This is a genomic window from Mycobacterium xenopi (assembly GCF_009936235.1).
Lineage (GTDB): Bacteria > Actinomycetota > Actinomycetes > Mycobacteriales > Mycobacteriaceae > Mycobacterium > Mycobacterium xenopi.
The window spans coordinates 916684-932875 of the sequence record NZ_AP022314.1 but is presented as its reverse complement, the minus strand read 5'-3'; the positions used below and the strand labels follow the sequence as shown (position 1 = coordinate 932875).

General features: G+C 63.8%; 16 protein-coding genes. 14 read left to right on the top strand and 2 right to left on the bottom strand.

Annotation, left to right across the window (positions count from 1 at the left end):
• The first annotated feature begins 35 nt into the window (after positions 1-35).
• A complete protein-coding gene (locus MYXE_RS04240; protein WP_085194175.1) occupies positions 36-287 on the top strand; it encodes a hypothetical protein in 252 nt (83 codons plus the stop codon).
• A 29-nt stretch (positions 288-316) separates the two neighbouring features.
• A complete protein-coding gene (locus MYXE_RS04235) occupies positions 317-1435 on the top strand; it encodes a thiolase family protein (protein ID WP_085194230.1) in 1119 nt (372 codons plus the stop codon).
• Positions 1436-1452: 17 nt separating this feature from the next.
• Here MYXE_RS04235 and MYXE_RS04230 read toward each other — a convergent pair whose 3' ends face one another.
• A complete protein-coding gene (locus tag MYXE_RS04230; RefSeq protein WP_085194171.1) occupies positions 1453-2679 on the bottom strand; it encodes an IS110 family RNA-guided transposase in 1227 nt (408 codons plus the stop codon).
• Positions 2680-2921: 242 nt separating this feature from the next.
• On the opposite strand from MYXE_RS04230, the gene MYXE_RS04225 reads away from it, so the two are divergent.
• From MYXE_RS04225 to MYXE_RS04200, 6 genes are read left to right on the top strand one after another with little or no spacing between them, the layout of a single operon-like run.
• Positions 2922-3362, top strand: a complete 441-nt coding sequence (locus tag MYXE_RS04225) for a Zn-ribbon domain-containing OB-fold protein (RefSeq protein ID WP_085194228.1) — start codon at positions 2922-2924, stop codon at positions 3360-3362.
• Entirely contained in the window at positions 3359-4648 is a 1290-nt protein-coding gene (locus MYXE_RS04220; RefSeq protein WP_172468548.1) for an aromatic ring-hydroxylating oxygenase subunit alpha, read from the top strand. Before MYXE_RS04225 ends, MYXE_RS04220 begins: the two co-directional genes overlap by 4 nt.
• A 3-nt stretch (positions 4649-4651) precedes the next feature.
• Entirely contained in the window at positions 4652-5161 is a 510-nt protein-coding gene (locus tag MYXE_RS04215; protein WP_085194169.1) for an aromatic-ring-hydroxylating dioxygenase subunit beta, read from the top strand.
• A 2-nt stretch (positions 5162-5163) separates the two neighbouring features.
• Positions 5164-6771: a class I adenylate-forming enzyme family protein gene (locus MYXE_RS04210; protein WP_085194167.1), complete on the top strand. Its 1608-nt coding sequence runs from the start codon at positions 5164-5166 to the stop codon at positions 6769-6771.
• Complete coding sequence (locus tag MYXE_RS04205; RefSeq protein WP_085194164.1) at positions 6768-7553, top strand: enoyl-CoA hydratase/isomerase family protein; 786 nt, start codon at positions 6768-6770, stop codon at positions 7551-7553. Before MYXE_RS04210 ends, MYXE_RS04205 begins: the two co-directional genes overlap by 4 nt.
• A gap of 10 nt (positions 7554-7563) precedes the next feature.
• On the top strand, positions 7564-9054 hold the full coding sequence (locus MYXE_RS04200) for an aldehyde dehydrogenase (RefSeq protein WP_085194162.1): 1491 nt from the start codon (positions 7564-7566) through the stop codon (positions 9052-9054).
• A 140-nt stretch (positions 9055-9194) separates the two neighbouring features.
• Here the strand turns inward: MYXE_RS04200 and MYXE_RS04195 are convergent, their stop codons facing one another.
• The gene (locus MYXE_RS04195; RefSeq protein WP_085194160.1) at positions 9195-9776 is read right to left on the bottom strand and encodes a nuclear transport factor 2 family protein; all 582 of its coding nucleotides are present in this window, start codon (positions 9774-9776) and stop codon (positions 9195-9197) included.
• A 274-nt stretch (positions 9777-10050) separates the two neighbouring features.
• On the opposite strand from MYXE_RS04195, the gene MYXE_RS04190 reads away from it, so the two are divergent.
• From MYXE_RS04190 to MYXE_RS04165, 6 genes are all read left to right on the top strand, one after another.
• A complete protein-coding gene (locus MYXE_RS04190; RefSeq protein ID WP_232061726.1) occupies positions 10051-11262 on the top strand; it encodes a CaiB/BaiF CoA transferase family protein in 1212 nt (403 codons plus the stop codon).
• Positions 11263-11458: 196 nt separating this feature from the next.
• Positions 11459-12049: a flavin reductase family protein gene (locus MYXE_RS04185; protein WP_085194224.1), complete on the top strand. Its 591-nt coding sequence runs from the start codon at positions 11459-11461 to the stop codon at positions 12047-12049.
• A gap of 71 nt (positions 12050-12120) precedes the next feature.
• Positions 12121-13218 (top strand): acyl-CoA dehydrogenase family protein, encoded by a 1098-nt coding sequence (locus tag MYXE_RS04180; protein ID WP_232061803.1) that lies wholly within the window; start codon positions 12121-12123, stop codon positions 13216-13218.
• Positions 13215-14369 carry an acyl-CoA dehydrogenase family protein gene (locus tag MYXE_RS04175; protein WP_085194154.1) on the top strand — a complete coding sequence of 385 codons (1155 nt, stop codon included), beginning with the start codon at positions 13215-13217 and terminating at the stop codon, positions 14367-14369. Before MYXE_RS04180 ends, MYXE_RS04175 begins: the two co-directional genes overlap by 4 nt.
• Before the next feature lie 178 nt (positions 14370-14547).
• Positions 14548-15003: a Zn-ribbon domain-containing OB-fold protein gene (locus MYXE_RS04170; protein WP_085194152.1), complete on the top strand. Its 456-nt coding sequence runs from the start codon at positions 14548-14550 to the stop codon at positions 15001-15003.
• On the top strand, positions 15000-16190 hold the full coding sequence (locus tag MYXE_RS04165; protein WP_085194150.1) for a thiolase family protein: 1191 nt from the start codon (positions 15000-15002) through the stop codon (positions 16188-16190). Before MYXE_RS04170 ends, MYXE_RS04165 begins: the two co-directional genes overlap by 4 nt.
• Positions 16191-16192: the final 2 nt, after the last annotated feature.

The window sequence follows — 16192 nt, the reverse complement described above, 5'->3', positions numbered from 1 at the left end:
TGATTCTGACAGTAGCATGCGGTAATAATGTTTTCGTGAACACCGCGGTCCCGGGGCGGCGCGTGCTGGCGGACTTGGTCAACGAGTTCGCCGCCGTCCGGCTGTCACTGGACCTCAACGGCAACGGCCCGCGGCTGCTCGTCGAAGATCTGGAAAGTGGCGCGCACATCTTCTTGTGCCCGCTGGAATTGGCCAGCTTTACCTTGGCGACCTACGAAGACCGCGAAGACTGGTTGCGCGTGGGCAACTACAGAGGGGATCGCGAACGCGGCGGGCTGAGCCGGTGACTGCCACTGCCGAGCTCGTCGGCTTTGGGATGACAGCGATGTCGCTGCAGGCGGGCGCGACTCCGGTCCAACTGGCTTGCCAGGCCACCGCCGCAGCACTAGCCGACGCCGGCATCGGCCCGGGCGACGTCGACGGGTTGCTGGTCGGATCATCCCAAGGGGTGCGCCCGGACCGGCTCGGCGTCGGTTTCGCGGCCCACGGCGGCTTCGCCGACCTGCGGCTGCTTGAGCACGTGGAGATCAAAGGCGCCACTGCGATTGCGATGATCCAGCGTGCAGTGCACGCAATTACCGCCGGCGAGGCGTCGACCGCGGTGTGCGTGTTCGCCGATGCCCCGCTGGTGTCGGGCAAGGGCTCGGGCTCGACATACGCACACAGCGGCGGCAACACCGGAGTACGTGGGCTGGAACGCGCTTGTGGTCTGCTCGGCTCGGTACCCACCTACGCGCTGCTGGCGCAGCGCTGGTTGCACGTCACCGGGTCCAGCACCGACGACCTGTGCGCGGTGGCCACCCAAGCGCGGGCCTGGGCGATGGGCAATCCAGACGCCGTCATCCGCGAACCCCTCGACGCCGACGGTTACGCCGCAAGCCCTATGGTCGCCGATCCGCTGCGGCGTGTGGACTGCGCGCGCCCGGTCAACGGTGCCGTCGCGGTGGTTATGAGTGGCCGGCGGTCGATCGGCACCATGCGGGTGCGGATCCGCGGCAGCGGCCGCCACCACCCGGTGAGGCGCCGACGGTCAGGGGCCGAGTCGTGGTTCGGCGGCGGAGTCCGCGCTGTCGACGACGCACTCGCGCAAGCCGGCCTTGCGCGCACCGACCTCGACGTCGCCGAGCTCTACGACCCGTTCTCCATCGTGACGCTGATTCTGCTCGACGAATACCGGCTTACCGGCGATGCGCCCGCCGGCGCGTTCGTCCGCGACGGCCAGATCGGCCCCGATGGACTGCTGCCCACTAACACCGGCGGGGGCCAGCTTTCGGGGTACTACCTACAGGGCATGACGCCGCTGGCCGAGGCCGTCATCCAGCTGCGCGGTGCAGGCGGCGCCCGCCAGGTGCCTGGCGCGGCCATCGCGCTGGTGGGCGGCATCGGGGGACGAATGGACCACCATGCGGCGCTGGTCTTGGAGCGGGCGGCATGACACTTCCTGAGTCAAGCTCAGGCTGCGTTGGTCAGTCTTTGGGTTCCGCCGTGGAGGTTGGGGTCATAGGGCTGGTGGTTGTGCCAGCAGCGGTAGATCACGCGGATCCAGGCGCGGGCGAGGATGCGGACGGCATGGGGATGGTCGTGGCCGCGGGCGCGGGCTTGGTTGTAGATGTGTGCGGCCCAGGGGCTGAAATGTCGACTGTTGTCAGCGAATGTGGTGGTGGCTCTGCGGAAGCGTTGGTTGCACGCCCAGCGGAAGTGCACGGCGTGTTGTTTTCCGGACTCTTTGGTGACCGGGGTGACGCCGGCCAGGGCGGCGACCGCGTCGGGCGAGTCGTAGGCTGCCCGAGAGTCGCCCCACTCGGCGAGTACCTGGGCGGCGTTGATCTGACCCGACCTTGGCAGCGACGTGAAGACCTCGGCGTCCGGGTGCTCCTCGAGGTGGGCGACGGACCGGTCGAGTTGTTTGGTGGCTGTGTTGAGCGCGTCGAGCACGGTGACCAGGGCGAGCACAGCATCGTGGATGGCTGCGGTCAGTGTCGGGTCAGTGGCGCCAGCAGGGGCACGGCGCAGCCGGGTAACAAGCTCGGTGGCGGGGCGGCGACCGGAGTAGCCGTGCTTGGTCAAGAATGCGGCCAAGCGTCTTTCACCGAGGTGAGCGGCCGCGGCTGCGGTCGGGTACCGGCGCAAGAACGTCAGACTGATAGGCGATTCCACATCGGCGAAGATTTTCGTTGCTCTGGGCCAGTGGGCCTCGAGCAAGGAGCTGAGTTGGTTGGTGGCAGCTACCCGCATCTCGACGATGTCGTCGCGGGTACGGACCACGGTGCGCAGCGCTTTGGTCTGGGCCGAGTGGGGCGTGACCGGGTGGAGTCGGTGGTGGCGCAGTCGCAGGTACTCGGCGATCACGAGTGCATCACCGGCGTCGGACTTGGCACCCGAAACAACCTCGCCTTCCCGCCAGGTCTTGATCGCGTTGGGCGACACTGGGATTACTGGATGGCCGGCGTCGAGCAGCAGGTCGACCAAGCGGCCGTTCGGGCGTTCGATCCCGACATGATTATCGGCGGGATCGCCGTACTTGGCGAGCCGACTGATCAGCGATGCAATGCCGTGGGCGCTGTGTTCAATAGTGAACTGCGCCAGTACTTTACCAACCGCAGACACCACGCACACCGCGTGGATGGCGGCGGCCCGGTCCAAACCTACATAGATGGTTTCAGGGATCTGATCCGACACCAGGGCTCCTCGGGTTGGCAGCGACGACCCGGCGAGGGGATCGACGGCCGGACGGTCGCTAACTGGCGCTCTGCGGCGCGTCTTCCTGAAGCTGGTCTGCGACCCCGGGAGGACCGAGGGCGGCGGTGTCATGCAGGCCCTCTACGAGCGACCACACCTGGCCGTCACCTCGGCCCCCGCCGAGTCCCTCCTACGAACGCCCATCGGGCACTCGCAGAAAGGATGATGCCCTAGTGACCACGATGGCGAACGCGACAATGGACTGGCTGCTCCAGGCGGCACTAGCCCCCGATGCCGACGACGAGCTGATCCGCCCGCTGTATGAGGCCGCGGCGCGTCGTGAACTCAGGCTGCCGCGCTGCCTCGGATGTGACCTACCGCTCGAGCTTGAGCAGCAGGTCTGTGACCGCTGCGGCTGCCAACAGCGGTGCTGGGCACCGGTGGAACCGGTCGGGGTCGTGCATTCATCGACCCTCATGCACCGCCGGGAACCAGGCCTCGTTCGCGCCGAGCACCCCTATCCGATCGTCGACGTCGAGCTCGCCAGCGGACATCGCATCGTGATGACCACCACCGCGCCCTGCGACAGTGCGCCGCCCATCGGCGCTGCGGTGCGCGTCGGCTACCGCCATCTCGGCGGTGTCGTGATTCCCGCCATCGACACTTGGGAGGACCACGCGTGACGACTTTGGACACTGCCGCCGCGGTCGACGATTTCGACGTCACCACGGTGGTGCAGACCGATCGTGTGCACGGATCGGTGTACACCTCGCCGGAGATTTTTGCTCGCGAGATGGACACTATCTTCAAGACAGGCTGGGTCTATGTGGCCCACGAGAGCGAGATCAGCGAGCCCGGCGACTATCTGACCCGCATGATTGGCCGTGACCCCGTCGTGGTGGTCCGCGGCAAGGACGGCGTCGTACGCGTGCTGCTTAACCGCTGCACACATCGCGCGAACAAGCTGTGCAACGCGGAGAAGGGCACTGCCAACTCGTTCCGCTGCCCGTATCATGGCTGGACGTTCAGCAATACTGGTGTACTGCAGGGTGTTCCGATGCGTGAAGCCTATGGTGGCACATTCCAGCAGATGCGCTCCGAGCTAGGGTTGGTCCAGGCTCCGCGTGTCGACAGCTACGGCGGCTTTATTTTCGCATCCCTTGCACCAGGGAACATTTCACTTTCTGAACATCTTGGTAGGGCAACGACTGCCATCGACCGTCTGCTGAACCTGTCCCCCACCCACTCGATCGACCTGCGGGGAAACTGGATGAAGCACCTCCACCACGCCAACTGGAAGATGGTGGTAGAGAACAACGTAGACGGCTATCACGCGCTATTCACCCACGCGTCGGTCTACGATGCGATCCGGCCGGCGAAGGTATCGCATGTGCCGAGCAAGGTCGACGTGGTAGTCCGCGACATGGGCAACGGGCATTCCGAGATCGACTACAGCAACGAATACCGCAAGCTCAACGAGGAATTCGTTTGGTACGGGCGGATTCCGCGCGAGAAGCTGGCCGAATACGTTGAGGCGCTGGAGCGCACCTACGGTCCCTCGCAGGCACACGATGCGCTGGTTGTCGGCCCACCGCACACGCTGATCTGGCCCAATCTGTTCCTGGCAGAGATGAACGTGATGTTCGTCGAGCCGCAGGCAGTGAACCGCACCATCGCTTATACCACCGCGGTGCTGATGCCCGGGCAGGACAAGCTCAACGAGCGCACGCTGCGGCGTTCCGAAGGCGCGATGGGGCCTGCGGGGTTTCTCATCGCCGACGACGGCGAGATCGGCATGCGCAACCAAGCCGGGCTGGCCGCCGAACTACCGGAGTGGCTGGTGCTCTCGCGCGGCATGGACACCGACATCGAGGACGAGACCGGGATCGTCAACTCAGACAAGAGCGCCGAAACGCCGCAACGCGGTTTCTATGCCCAATGGGCAGCGGTCGTCGGCGGAAAGGTGTGACCGATGACTGTTGACACCCAACCCGAAAGCCCGGTCATGCGGCCGCTGCCGGATCCCGAGGTCCTGTCGTTTTTGTATCTGGAGGCGCGGCTGGCCGACGAGGGTCGGTACTCGGAGTGGGAGTCGCTGTGGGCCGACGACGACACAGTCGAGTACCGGGTGCCGATGCACCCCAACGACGACCCACGTACCACCCTGGCCTACATCAACGACAACGGAAGGCGCATCAAAAGCCGCGTGGCGCAACTAAACACCGGCAACCGGCATTCCCAGAACCCACCGTCAGTGATGCGCCGGGTGCTCTCCAACAGCGAGGTCGTGGAACAGAGCGAGAACACCGTGACCGTCGAATCCAACTTTGCCCTCTTCGAATACCGTGTACGGCAACGATATTGGGCCGGTCGTGTCGTTCACACCGTCCGGCGATCAGAGAACGGGCTGAAGCTGATCCGCAAAATCGTGCACCTCATCGACGCAAGTGGACCCATCGACACTCTCGCATTTCTGATCTGACCATGCTCGTCGGAGACATCGCCACCAACAACGCCCGCCGCTATCCGCACAAACGCGCGCTCGTCGAGGGCGACCGGGTGCACACCTGGTCGCAAGTCGATGATCGCGCTCGGCGATTGGCGAACTTCTTGACCGGCCGCGGATTAATGCCGGGGGACCGGGTGCTGGTTATCGCCCGCAATTGCATTGAGTGGCCAGAGATCTCGTTCGGCCTGGCAAAGGCGGGACTCATCGCGGTTCCGGTCAACGTCCGCCTAGCAGTCGACGAGGTCGCCCATGTCCGCGACGACTCCGGCGCTCGAGCGGCGATCGTCCATTCCGACCAGTTGAAGAAGTTCATCGGCGAGCTTTGCGAGATGGCCGTAGTGCTCGGCATCGACGGACGCCGGACGCTCGGCGACACCGACTTGGTCACCGACTACGAGACGGCGCTGGCGCACACGTGGCCTGCCCCGCGACACTTCGACATCTCGCCTGACGATCTCGCGGTCATCCTCTACACCAGCGGTACTACCGGGCGGCCCAAGGGGGTAATGCACACGCACCGCGGGTTGCTGTACCAGGCGGCCGACACCAACCTGGTCACCGAGGCCAACCGCTCTGACGTGATGTTGGCAACCACACCATTTTTCACAGCCGGCGGCATGGTCCGCACAGTGTCATGGCTGTATCTCGGCCAAACGATGGTCATCCACCAGAAGTTCGATCCGCAGGCGGTGATCGACGAAATCGAGCACAGCAGAATCACTTTCACCACATTCATCCCCACGATGTTGCAGCGCACGCTGGCTATCCTCGAAGAGGGTCCGCGGCGCGACATGTCGAGCCTGCGCCGCATCTCCTACGGTTCTGCCCCAGTGCCACCGGGTCTGGCGCGCCGGGCGATGGACTTGCTCGGCTGCGACCTGCAGCAACGCTACGGACTCACCGAGTGTGGCGGACAGGCCACCATCCTGACCCCCCAGGACCACCGTGACATCGTTAACGGCAAAACCTCGATCGCGACGTCGTGTGGCCAGGAGACGCCGATGTGTGCGATCCGCATCGTCGACGCCGAGGGCAATACCCTGCCGGCGGGCCAGGTTGGCGAGATCGTCATAGTCAGTCCCGCCAATGCGATCGGCTACTGGAACCGCCCCGAACAGACCGCCGAAACGTTCCGGCCGGACGGGCTGCGCACCGGCGACCTCGGCTACCTCGACGACGAGAACTACCTACACATCACCGGCCGTAAGACCGACATGATCATCTCGGGCGGTTTCAACGTCTATCCCGCCGAAATCGAACGAGTCATCGGCCGCCATGACGGGGTCGACATGGTGGCCGTGGTCGGCGTTCCCGACCCCGAGTGGGGCGAGACCCCGGTAGCCATGGTCGTGCCTAAACGCCATGTGACCGATCGGGATCGGCTGACTTCCGAATTGTCGTCGCTGTGTCGAGCCGAATTGGCCGGTTACAAACAGCCCCGGCGCTTCGAATACTGCGATGAACTTCCCCTCGGCCCAGCGGGCAAGATACTCAAACGTGAGATCGTTAACCAGGTGATACAGGTGGCTAACTCGGTTGAGAGGATGTCGGTGACATCCCGACGTAGCGAGGAGGCCAGATGACCAACCTGACCGGTCTGCAGACCATCGAGTTCGAGCTCTCCGATCACGTGGCGACCGTGACGCTTAATCGGCCCGACCGGTTGAACAGCTTCAACGAGTTGATGAGTCGTGAACTTACGGCGGCGTGGCAGCGGGTTCGCGACGACGAAGATATTCGTGTTGCTGTGCTGCGCGGAAACGGTGAGCGCGCGTTCTGCACCGGCCTCGACGTGTCCGAGGGCACCTGGTGGACCGACCAACCGATCTTCAACCAGGAAGACCCCGGTGTCGTGCTCGGGCCGAAGGCACACCGGGTGTGGAAGCCGGTCATCGCCGCGCTACACGGCATGGTGGCCGGTGGAGCGATGTATTTTGTCAATGAATGCGACTTCGCGATCTGCTCGGAGTCCGCGACGTTCTTCGACCCACATGTCAACTCCGGTGCCGTCTCGGCGCTGGAGCCGATGGGCATGCTCGCCCTTGGAGTGCCGTACGGAGAGGTGATGCGATGGGCTTTGATGGGCAGCGAGGAACGCATGTCCGCTCAGACTGCGCTGCGCATCGGCCTGGTTACCGAGATTGTCCCGGACAACGAACTACGCTCGCGTGCAGCCCAGTTGGCTGCCGAGATCGCCGCTCGCCGTCCCCAAGGCATCCAGGGAACCGTGCGCGCAATGTGGGAAGCGCGCGACCTGCCGCCGAGCATCGCGGCACGGCACGGCCTGTCCTACACCCACATTGGCAACCCCGGCGACGGGCGCAGCGACTCGCGGGCCAACAAAAGGCCACCGCGAACCCGATGAGGAAAACGCGATGAGGGAAGCGGCAACCGAGCAACTAGTCGAATTCCAGTTGCTGGTCGGTGGCCAGCAGGTAGGCGCGGCACGCGGCGCCACGTACGACAGCATCGACCCGTACACCGGAAAACCGTGGGCCCGGGTACCCGACGGCGACGCGACCGACATCGACCGTGCGGTGACGGCAGCGCGGGAGGCCCTCGACGGACAATGGGGCCGACTCACCGCGACCGCCCGCGGCAAGCTGCTGTGGCGGCTTGGCGAGATTCTCTCGCGCGAGGCCGAGAACCTAGCCGGACTTGAGGTTCGCGACGGCGGGAAGCTGGTGCGTGAAATGGTCGGCCAGATGCGTTCTTTGCCGGACTACTACTTCTATTACGCCGGGCTGGCCGACAAACTGCAGGGCACGGTCGTGCCGACCGACAAGCCGAACTATTTCGTCTACACCCGCCACGAGCCGGTCGGTGTGGTGGGCGCGATCACGCCGTGGAATTCGCCGCTGCTGCTGTTGACGTGGAAGGTGGCAGCGGGCCTCGCCGCGGGTTGCACGTTCGTTGTCAAGCCCAGCGAGCACACCCCCACCTCGACCCTGGCGTTCGCGAAGCTGTTCGCCGAAGCGGGCTTTCCGCCCGGCGTGATCAACGTGGTGACCGGGTGGGGCCCGGAAACCGGGGCAGCGCTGGCCTCGCATCCGGGCGTCGACAAAATCGCGTTCACGGGGTCGACCGCCACCGGCATCGAGGTCGGCAAGGCCGCCATTGCGAACATGACCCGGCTCACCCTCGAACTCGGCGGCAAATCGGCACAAGTCGTCTTCGACGACGCCGACTTGGACGCCGCCGCCAACGGTGTGGTCGCCGGGGTGTTCGCCGCCACTGGACAGACTTGCTTGGCGGGTTCGCGTCTGCTGGTGCATGAGAGGGTCGCTACGGCGCTGGTGGACAAGGTCGTTGCCCGCGCCACCACGATCAAGCTGGGCGATCCCAAGGATCCGACGACCGAGATGGGTCCGGTCTCAAACGCTTTACAGTACGAAAAAGTGTTGTCGCACTTCGCATCCGCCCGCGAGCAGGGAGCTAACATTGTGTGTGGCGGCGAACCCGAAGACAGGCTCGGTGGATTCTTCGTCAAGCCTACCGTCCTGACCGGGGTCAACCCGTCGATGCGCGCAGTTACCGAGGAGATCTTTGGCCCGGTGCTGGCAGTCATGACTTTCGCCGATGAAGACGAAGCCATCGCCAAAGCCAACGCCACCGAGTTCGGGCTGGCCGGCTCGGTGTGGACCAAAGACGTGCACCGCGCTCATCGCGTGGCCGCAAAACTGCGTGCCGGCACCGTCTGGATAAACGCCTATCGTGCTGTGGCACCGCACGTTCCGTTCGGTGGCATGGGTTTCAGTGGAATGGGCCGGGAGAACGGCATCGAGGCTGTCAAGGATTTCACCGAGACCAAGGCGGTGTGGGTGGAGCTGTCCGGGGCAACCCGAGACCCCTTCACGCTGGGATGAGCTTTCCTATCCAGCCAAGACGTCGCTGGCAACGTGCAACCACCACAAATTCGATCCGTTACTGGCGCCGAGCTTTGCGGCGGCCGCAACTTTTCAGCCCGGCTGCTGGCTCCCCGAACGTCCATGCCCACTGAGCGGCGTCAGTGTGAACGCACACCAAAATCGATGTCCCCGAGGCCGTGAAACGGCGAGAAATCCGCTTTCGCATACCACGACGGTCGGGCCTGGTGCCCTGGTTGAGGCCGAGCCCATTCGACCCAGTTTCCCCAGTCATTGCGGCTGAGCTTGTCCTCTAGCGTCTGTGGAAACAAGCGCTCGGCAGCGCGGTAGCGTTTCGCGAATGCCTTCATCTCCCCCATCACCCAAATGTCTTCCTCTCGGCTCCACTTTCCACCACCGGCGTAGTCGACGATCTGAAACGACGGGAAATCAATTGGGGGTGCAGCCGGTTCGGGATTGTCGGCACGGTTGAGGCACTCGTACACTACCCGGTTGCCGTCGATGACGTACCACTTCAACACGGTGTACACCATCGGAGAGGCCCCCATCGTACCTTCAAGGTAGCGGGCTATCTCCTCAGGACCAGTGAAAGTGCCGTAATAGTGGTCGAAATACTCAGCGTCGTCAGTAAAGAGATTGGCCCAACCGACCCAGTTCTCCATGACCGGTCCGGTCATGTAGTAGTGCCGAAATTCCTGCTCGACTTCGTTGCGATCGGCCATCGATACTCCTTCGAGTCCTGTCGGAAAGTTCCGATCGATTCAGCACTGGCGACGATTCGGTCCGGGTCGGCGGCCGCCGCTCGAGAACTTTCGAACCGGAGCGTCCGCGCGCAGGCCAGCGCAACCGCGGCCACCTTGGTCACCGGACCAATTTAATCCAATTCTGACGCTATGTGTATATCATTGCTTTGCCTGCTGACAGATGGTTTCGCGCAAATCGAACAACCCAATCGACTACCGTCTTCTGACGATATCGTCATGGAAAGGGGCTTCGTTGACGCGCACACCCAACCCCGCCCAAGCTCCACTGTCCGGTCTCACCGTCGTCAGCCTGGAACAGGCCGTCGCCGCGCCCTATGCGACAAGGCAGCTGGCCGATCTCGGTGCCCGCGTGATCAAGGTGGAACGTCCCGACGGGGGTGACTTCGCCCGCGGATACGACCGCAGCGTAAACGGTGAGTCCAGTTACTTCGTCTGGCTGAACCGCGGTAAAGAATCACTGACGCTCGATTTGAAACATACGGAGGGCCAACGGATCCTGCACCGATTACTCACGTCGGCAGATGTGCTGGTGCAAAACCTGGGACCGGGAGCCGCCGCGCGGATGGGCCTGGATGCCGCGACGGTCGCGCGCCGCTATCCGCGGCTGATCGTCTGCGACATCACCGGCTACGGAACAACCGGACCTTGGTGCGGCCGCAAGGCTTACGACCTGCTGGTGCAGGCCGAGGCCGGCCTCTTGTCGGTGACGGGAAACGGTGACCAGGTCGCCCGCACCGGGATCTCGATCGCGGATATCGCCGCTGGCATGTTCGCCTACTCGGGCATTTTGATGGCCTTGCTCGTGCGTACCACCACCGGTCGCGTCGCTCCAGTCTCGGTCTCACTGTTCGAAGCACTCGCGGAATGGATGGGCCAGCCCGCCTACTACGCCCATTACGGCGGCACGCCGCCACTGCGCACCGGGGCCCGCCATGCGACAATCGCGCCGTACGGCCCTTTCACCACCGGCGATGGGGGCACAGTATTACTCGCTGTTCAAAATGAGCGGGAATGGCAGCGGCTGTGCGGGCAAGTACTTGGCCTGCCCGGTCTACTCACGGATTCGCGCTTTGCGACAAACTCCGACCGCGTAGCGAATCGCGACTTGGTCGAGGAAGAGATCCAGGCCGCGACCGCAACGATGACCGCCGACGAACTTGCCGGGCGCCTCGAGACAGCGGGCATCGCATACGGACACCTGACCGGTGTCGAAAGCCTCTGGTCGCATCCGGTGCTGCTCGGACGGGACCGCTGGGGGCAGATCCTCACACCGGGCGGCACCATCGGAGCGATGCTGCCGCCAACGTTGCTCGGCGGAATCGAGCCCGTGCTTGGCAACGTCCCCGCCCTGGGCGCGCACAGTCACGCGATCTTGCAAGAGCTGGGCTGCAGCGATGACGCCATTCACGCGCTCGCCGCAGACGGGGTGATCACGCTCGGATGAGTTCAAACGCCGCTAATCCAGCTAGCCGTGTGTTCTGACAATTGCGTCAGATATGAGCGTACGCCGATTATGCTGACGACACAGATAACTCTGCCTGAATGGCGCTCGACTGCGACGCTCTATTCACTTGCTTCTGACATCTATGTACACTCACCATCGACGGATCGCTTCCGAGTGCCGCAAAAAGGAGATCCCGATGGACGTCGATACTCAGGCGGCTAACGCTGTGCTGGCCGGGTTGCGGCCGTATCCGGTGGCGGTTACCAGCGTCGACGACGGATTCGCAAACGGCCTGATCTGCCTGTCGGCCGGTTCGGCGAGCATCGTGCCGGAGTTGCCGCGTGCCACCGTAAGCCTGACCAAGTACAACCGGACCCACGACATGCTGGTCAACTCCGGTGCCTTCGCCATGCACATGCTCTCTGCCGGCGAGGGTGAGATCGACAAGTCGCTGGAGATTCTGATGACCCTCGGCGGAAGCTCGGGTCGCGACGGTGACAAGATCTCGAAGTTGCGTACCAAGCCGGGGGTGACCGGCGCCCCGATCCTGCTTGACGCCCACAGTTACGTGGAGTGCCGGATCACCGGGTCGCTGGACAACGACGAGAACACCATCTTCGTCGGGGACGTGATCGCCGCAGAAGTGTTCAGCAGTGCCCACCGGCTGCGGATCGGTGAGGCCTGGGCCAAGCTGCCGGATGAATGGATCGAGCAGTACGAAGCCAACCACGAGCCGCAGTTACAGAACGCGCGTGAACTGCGGGCGGCAGCCGCGCGATCGGCGTGAGCGTCGACGGCACCGGCGCGTGGAAACTGCCGGAAGAGCTGGTTCTATTGCGCGACACGGTGCGGCGATTCATGGCCGCCTACGTGCACCCGATCGAGGACACCTTGCCGCATGACAGCATCGGGTTGCCGCGCGACCAGCTCGTCGAGTTGCAGGCGAAGGCACGCCAACTGGGTTTGTGGGCCCTGCAAACCCCGGAGGATTTCGGCGGCGCCGGGTTGAGCGTGCTCGGTCAGGTCGTGGTTGCAGAAGAGGCTGCAAAGTGCCGTATGGGCGCATTCTTTCCCGCGCTTGGCGCATTCGGTGGAAACCCGCCCAATGTCATGTTCAAGGCCTCCCCCGAGCAGTTCGCCACTTACGCCAAGCCGATCATCGACGGCACGATGACCAAGGCCTACACCGCGATCACCGAGGCGTCCGGAGGGTCCGATCCGGCGCGGGCGATCAAACTTAAAGCCGTTCGCGACGGCAACGCTTATGTCCTTAACGGGTCGAAGATGTGGATTTCGCATGCTGCCGAGGCGGATTGGGGTGTGGTGTACGCACGCACCGGTGAGGGGCGTGACGGCATTTCGTGCTTCATTGTCGAAAAAGACACTCCAGGATTGACTTTCAACCGTATCGAGGTGATGGCGTCATTTGCTCCCTACGAACTGCACTTCGACGACGTCCGGATTCCGGCGGACCGGCTCATCGGCGGAGAGGGTCAAGGCCTCGCACTGGCCAGCGATTTTCTGGTGCACAGCCGCATCATCTATGCTGCGGGCCCCATCGGCATCGCGCAGGCGGCCTTGGACCTCGCCTGTCGATGGGCAAGGGAGCGAGATATTTTCGATGGCAAGCTCGCCGACAAGCAGGGCATCCAATGGATGCTCGTCGAGAGCGAAGTGGAGCTGCGGGCCGCGCGACTGCTCGTATATCAGGCCGCCTGGAATGCCGACCTCGGCCACAATGTCCGAGTCGACGCATCTATTGCCAAGCTCTATGGCACCGAAATCGCCTATCGGGTACTGGACCGTTGCATACAAATGCACGGTGCGCTGGGGCTGTCGAAGGAGCTACCACTGGAACGCTGGTTCCGCGATTTGCGTGTCAAGCGACTCGGCGAGGGGGCCACCGAGGTCCAGCGCGAGGTCGTAGCCCGCCACCTTCTCAGTGAAATGCGATGAACACCGGATTGAATGATGAAGAAAGCCTACTAGTCGAAACGGTCCGGGCATTCATCGACCGCGACGTCAAGCCGACGGTGCGCGAGGTCGAGCATGCCGACGCCTATCCCGAAGCCTGGATCGAGCAGATGAAACGCATCGGGATATTTGGCTTGGCGATACCTGATCAATATGGCGGTTGTCCCGTGTCGATGCCCTGTTATGTCTGGGTTACCCAGGAGTTGGCCCGCGGCTGGATGAGTTTGGCCGGCGCGATGGGCGGCCACACCGTGGTGGCCAAGCTGCTGTCGCTATTCGGTACTGAAGAGCAGAAGCGAAAGTACCTGCCTGCCATGGCCACCGGCGAGTTGCGGGCCACGATGGCTCTGACGGAGCCCGGTGGTGGCTCGGACTTACAAGCGATGAGCACCGTCGCACGTGCCGACGGAAAGGAACTCGTCATCAACGGCGCGAAGACTTGGATCAGCAACGCTCGCCGTTCAGGTCTGATCGCGCTGCTGTGCAAGACCGATCCAAACGCCACGCCCCGCCACAAAGGCATGTCCGTGGTCCTCGTCGAGCACGGCCCTGGGCTGACGGTCTCGCGAGACCTGCCCAAGCTCGGCTACAAGGGCGTGGAATCTTGCGAACTTCGTTTCGACGACTGCCGGGTTCCCACCTCGGCGATCCTCGGCGGCGTAGCCGGCTGCGGCTTTAGGCAGATGATGAAAGGCCTTGAGACCGGACGCATTCAGGTCGCGGCACGAGCGCTGGGTGTCGCGACGGCCGCGCTGGAGGACGCCCTCAGCTATGCCCGGCAGCGGGAGAGCTTCGGCCAGCCGATCTGGAAACATCAGTCGGTCGGCAACTATCTGGCCGACATGGCTACCAAACTCACGGCTGCGCGGCAGCTCACAAGGTATGCCGCGGAGAAATTCGACAGCGGGGAGCGCTGTGACATGGAAGCCGGAATGGCCAAGCTGTTCGCATCCGAAGTGGCGATGGAGATAACGCTGAATGCAATCCGAATCCACGGCGGCTACGGCTATTCCACCGAGTACGACGTCGAACGCTACTTCCGCGACGCTCCGTTAATGATCGTCGGCGAGGGCACCAACGAGATTCAGCGCAATGTGATCGCAGCGCAATTCGTCTCACGGGGAACTTTGTAGTGCCGAGTATCCCGCTTGGCTCAGTCACGGGATGTCGGAACAGGCTCTGGACAGTGATGGTCAGCTATGTCAGATTGAACGGCAGTGATGCTAAGAAATCTACCCGTACGGCGGCGAACCGAAGTAGACAAGGGATTCGAAATTGTGTGATGGGTCGCAAGCACACCAACTCGCGGACATGCCCTCATACACGCGTCCGGGCTTGCGGCTGGCACCCACACCGACCGCAAACTCAGAAGCGTTCTGGAGCGGTGGCGCGCACGGCGAGTTGCTGATTGCGCACTGCCGCGGGTGTGGTCACTTCTTCCATCCGCCCGGTCCCGTCTGCTGGCGGTGCCGCAGCACCGACGTCGCACCAAAGCCAGTCTCTGGACGCGCTCGGGTGGCGGCGTACACAGTCAACCGTCAACCGTGGATTCCCGGTCTTGAACCGCCATACATCGTTGCGATGGTTGAGCTTAACGATGAGCCCGACGTTCGGCTCATCACCAACATCGTCGATATTGCGATCGACGACGTCCGCGTCGGTCTGGAGGTCGAGGTGTTTTTCGAAGATTGGGCGCCGACATCCGGCGACGAGGCCACCTGCGTCTGGATCCCCCTGTTCCGGCCTGTCACCGGGGCGACCACGTGAGCGGCCCCTTCGGTGGCAAAGCCGTCATCACCGGTGCCGGCAAGTCGCAGGTCGGACGGCGGCTGGGGCGCACCGGCCTCGACCTGACTATTGAAGCGGTCACCAGGGCCATCGCGGACGCCGGGCTGAGCGTCGACGACGTTGACGGAGTGGCGAGCTACCCTGGACCCGGCGTGCCCGACCCCGGATTCTCCGGTGCGACAGTCACTGAGGTCCGCAACGCGCTCGGCTTGCGTAGCCGGTGGTACATGTCCGCGATGGAGACCGCCGGCCAGATCGGTCCGGCGATCGAGGCCTGTATGGCGGTAACGCTGGGGCTGGCCAACCACGTCGTCGTGTACCGGTCGGTGTGGGAGTCGACCGCCGCCGCGCAGGCCGGCGGTGGGCGGGCCTCGGTCTTGTTCGGGGGCGGCAAGTTACCGCCCCACTTGGAATGGGTTGCACCGTTCGGTGCGCTGTCGGCCGCCAACTGGTTGGCGATGCCCGCCCAGCGCTATATGCACGATTTCGGGTTGCGGCGCGAACACCTCGGGGTGATAGCAATCAACGCACGTCGTAACGCCGCGCTGAATCCAGATGCCATCTACCGGGATCCGCTGTCGATGCAGGACTACCTCAACGCGCGGATGATCTCCGAACCGTTGTGCCTCTACGACTGTGACGTTCCGTGCGACGGCGCGACGGCGGTAGTCATCTCGCGACGAGAGGCCACCAGCGGGCTGCCGCGGCATCCCCTAACCATCGAGTCCGTCGGCCCCAGCATGTACGAACGCGCGACCTGGGACCAGCGCAGGGACATTACGACGATGGCCGCCCACGACGCCGGAGCGGCGCTGTGGGAACACACCACGCTGACTGCGAAAGATGTCGACATGGCCCAGCTGTATGACGGATTCAGCTTCCTGACGGTGATGTGGCTCGAGGCCCTCGGGTTCTGCGAGCACGGCAAGGTCGGCGAATTCCTCGGCGATGGAGAGGGAATCGCGCTGGACGGGTCGTTGCCGCTAAACACCAACGGCGGTCAGCTTTCCGGTGGGCGCCTGCATGGCATGGGTTTCCTACACGAAGCGTGCGTGCAGCTGTGGGGGGAGGGCGGGGACCGGCAGGCCCCCAAGACGCCCGAGGTGGTCGTTGTCGGTGTCGGTGGCGGGCCGGTCGCCGGCACCATGTTGATCAGTTCCCGCTAGGC

Excerpts from the sequence above, each read along its gene's own strand:
- MYXE_RS04235 (WP_085194230.1), top strand. The coding sequence starts at position 317 with ATGACAGCGATGTCGCTGCAGGCGGGCGCGACTCCGGTCCAACTGGCT.
- MYXE_RS04225 (WP_085194228.1), top strand. The coding sequence starts at position 2,922 with ATGGCGAACGCGACAATGGACTGGCTGCTCCAGGCGGCACTAGCCCCC.
- MYXE_RS04215 (WP_085194169.1), top strand. The coding sequence starts at position 4,652 with ATGACTGTTGACACCCAACCCGAAAGCCCGGTCATGCGGCCGCTGCCG.
- MYXE_RS04210 (WP_085194167.1), top strand. The coding sequence starts at position 5,164 with ATGCTCGTCGGAGACATCGCCACCAACAACGCCCGCCGCTATCCGCAC.
- MYXE_RS04205 (WP_085194164.1), top strand. The coding sequence starts at position 6,768 with ATGACCAACCTGACCGGTCTGCAGACCATCGAGTTCGAGCTCTCCGAT.
- MYXE_RS04200 (WP_085194162.1), top strand. The coding sequence starts at position 7,564 with ATGAGGGAAGCGGCAACCGAGCAACTAGTCGAATTCCAGTTGCTGGTC.
- MYXE_RS04195 (WP_085194160.1), bottom strand. The coding sequence starts at position 9,776 with ATGGCCGATCGCAACGAAGTCGAGCAGGAATTTCGGCACTACTACATG.
- MYXE_RS04185 (WP_085194224.1), top strand. The coding sequence starts at position 11,459 with ATGGACGTCGATACTCAGGCGGCTAACGCTGTGCTGGCCGGGTTGCGG.
- MYXE_RS04180 (WP_232061803.1), top strand. The coding sequence starts at position 12,121 with ATGGCCGCCTACGTGCACCCGATCGAGGACACCTTGCCGCATGACAGC.
- MYXE_RS04175 (WP_085194154.1), top strand. The coding sequence starts at position 13,215 with ATGAACACCGGATTGAATGATGAAGAAAGCCTACTAGTCGAAACGGTC.
- MYXE_RS04170 (WP_085194152.1), top strand. The coding sequence starts at position 14,548 with ATGCCCTCATACACGCGTCCGGGCTTGCGGCTGGCACCCACACCGACC.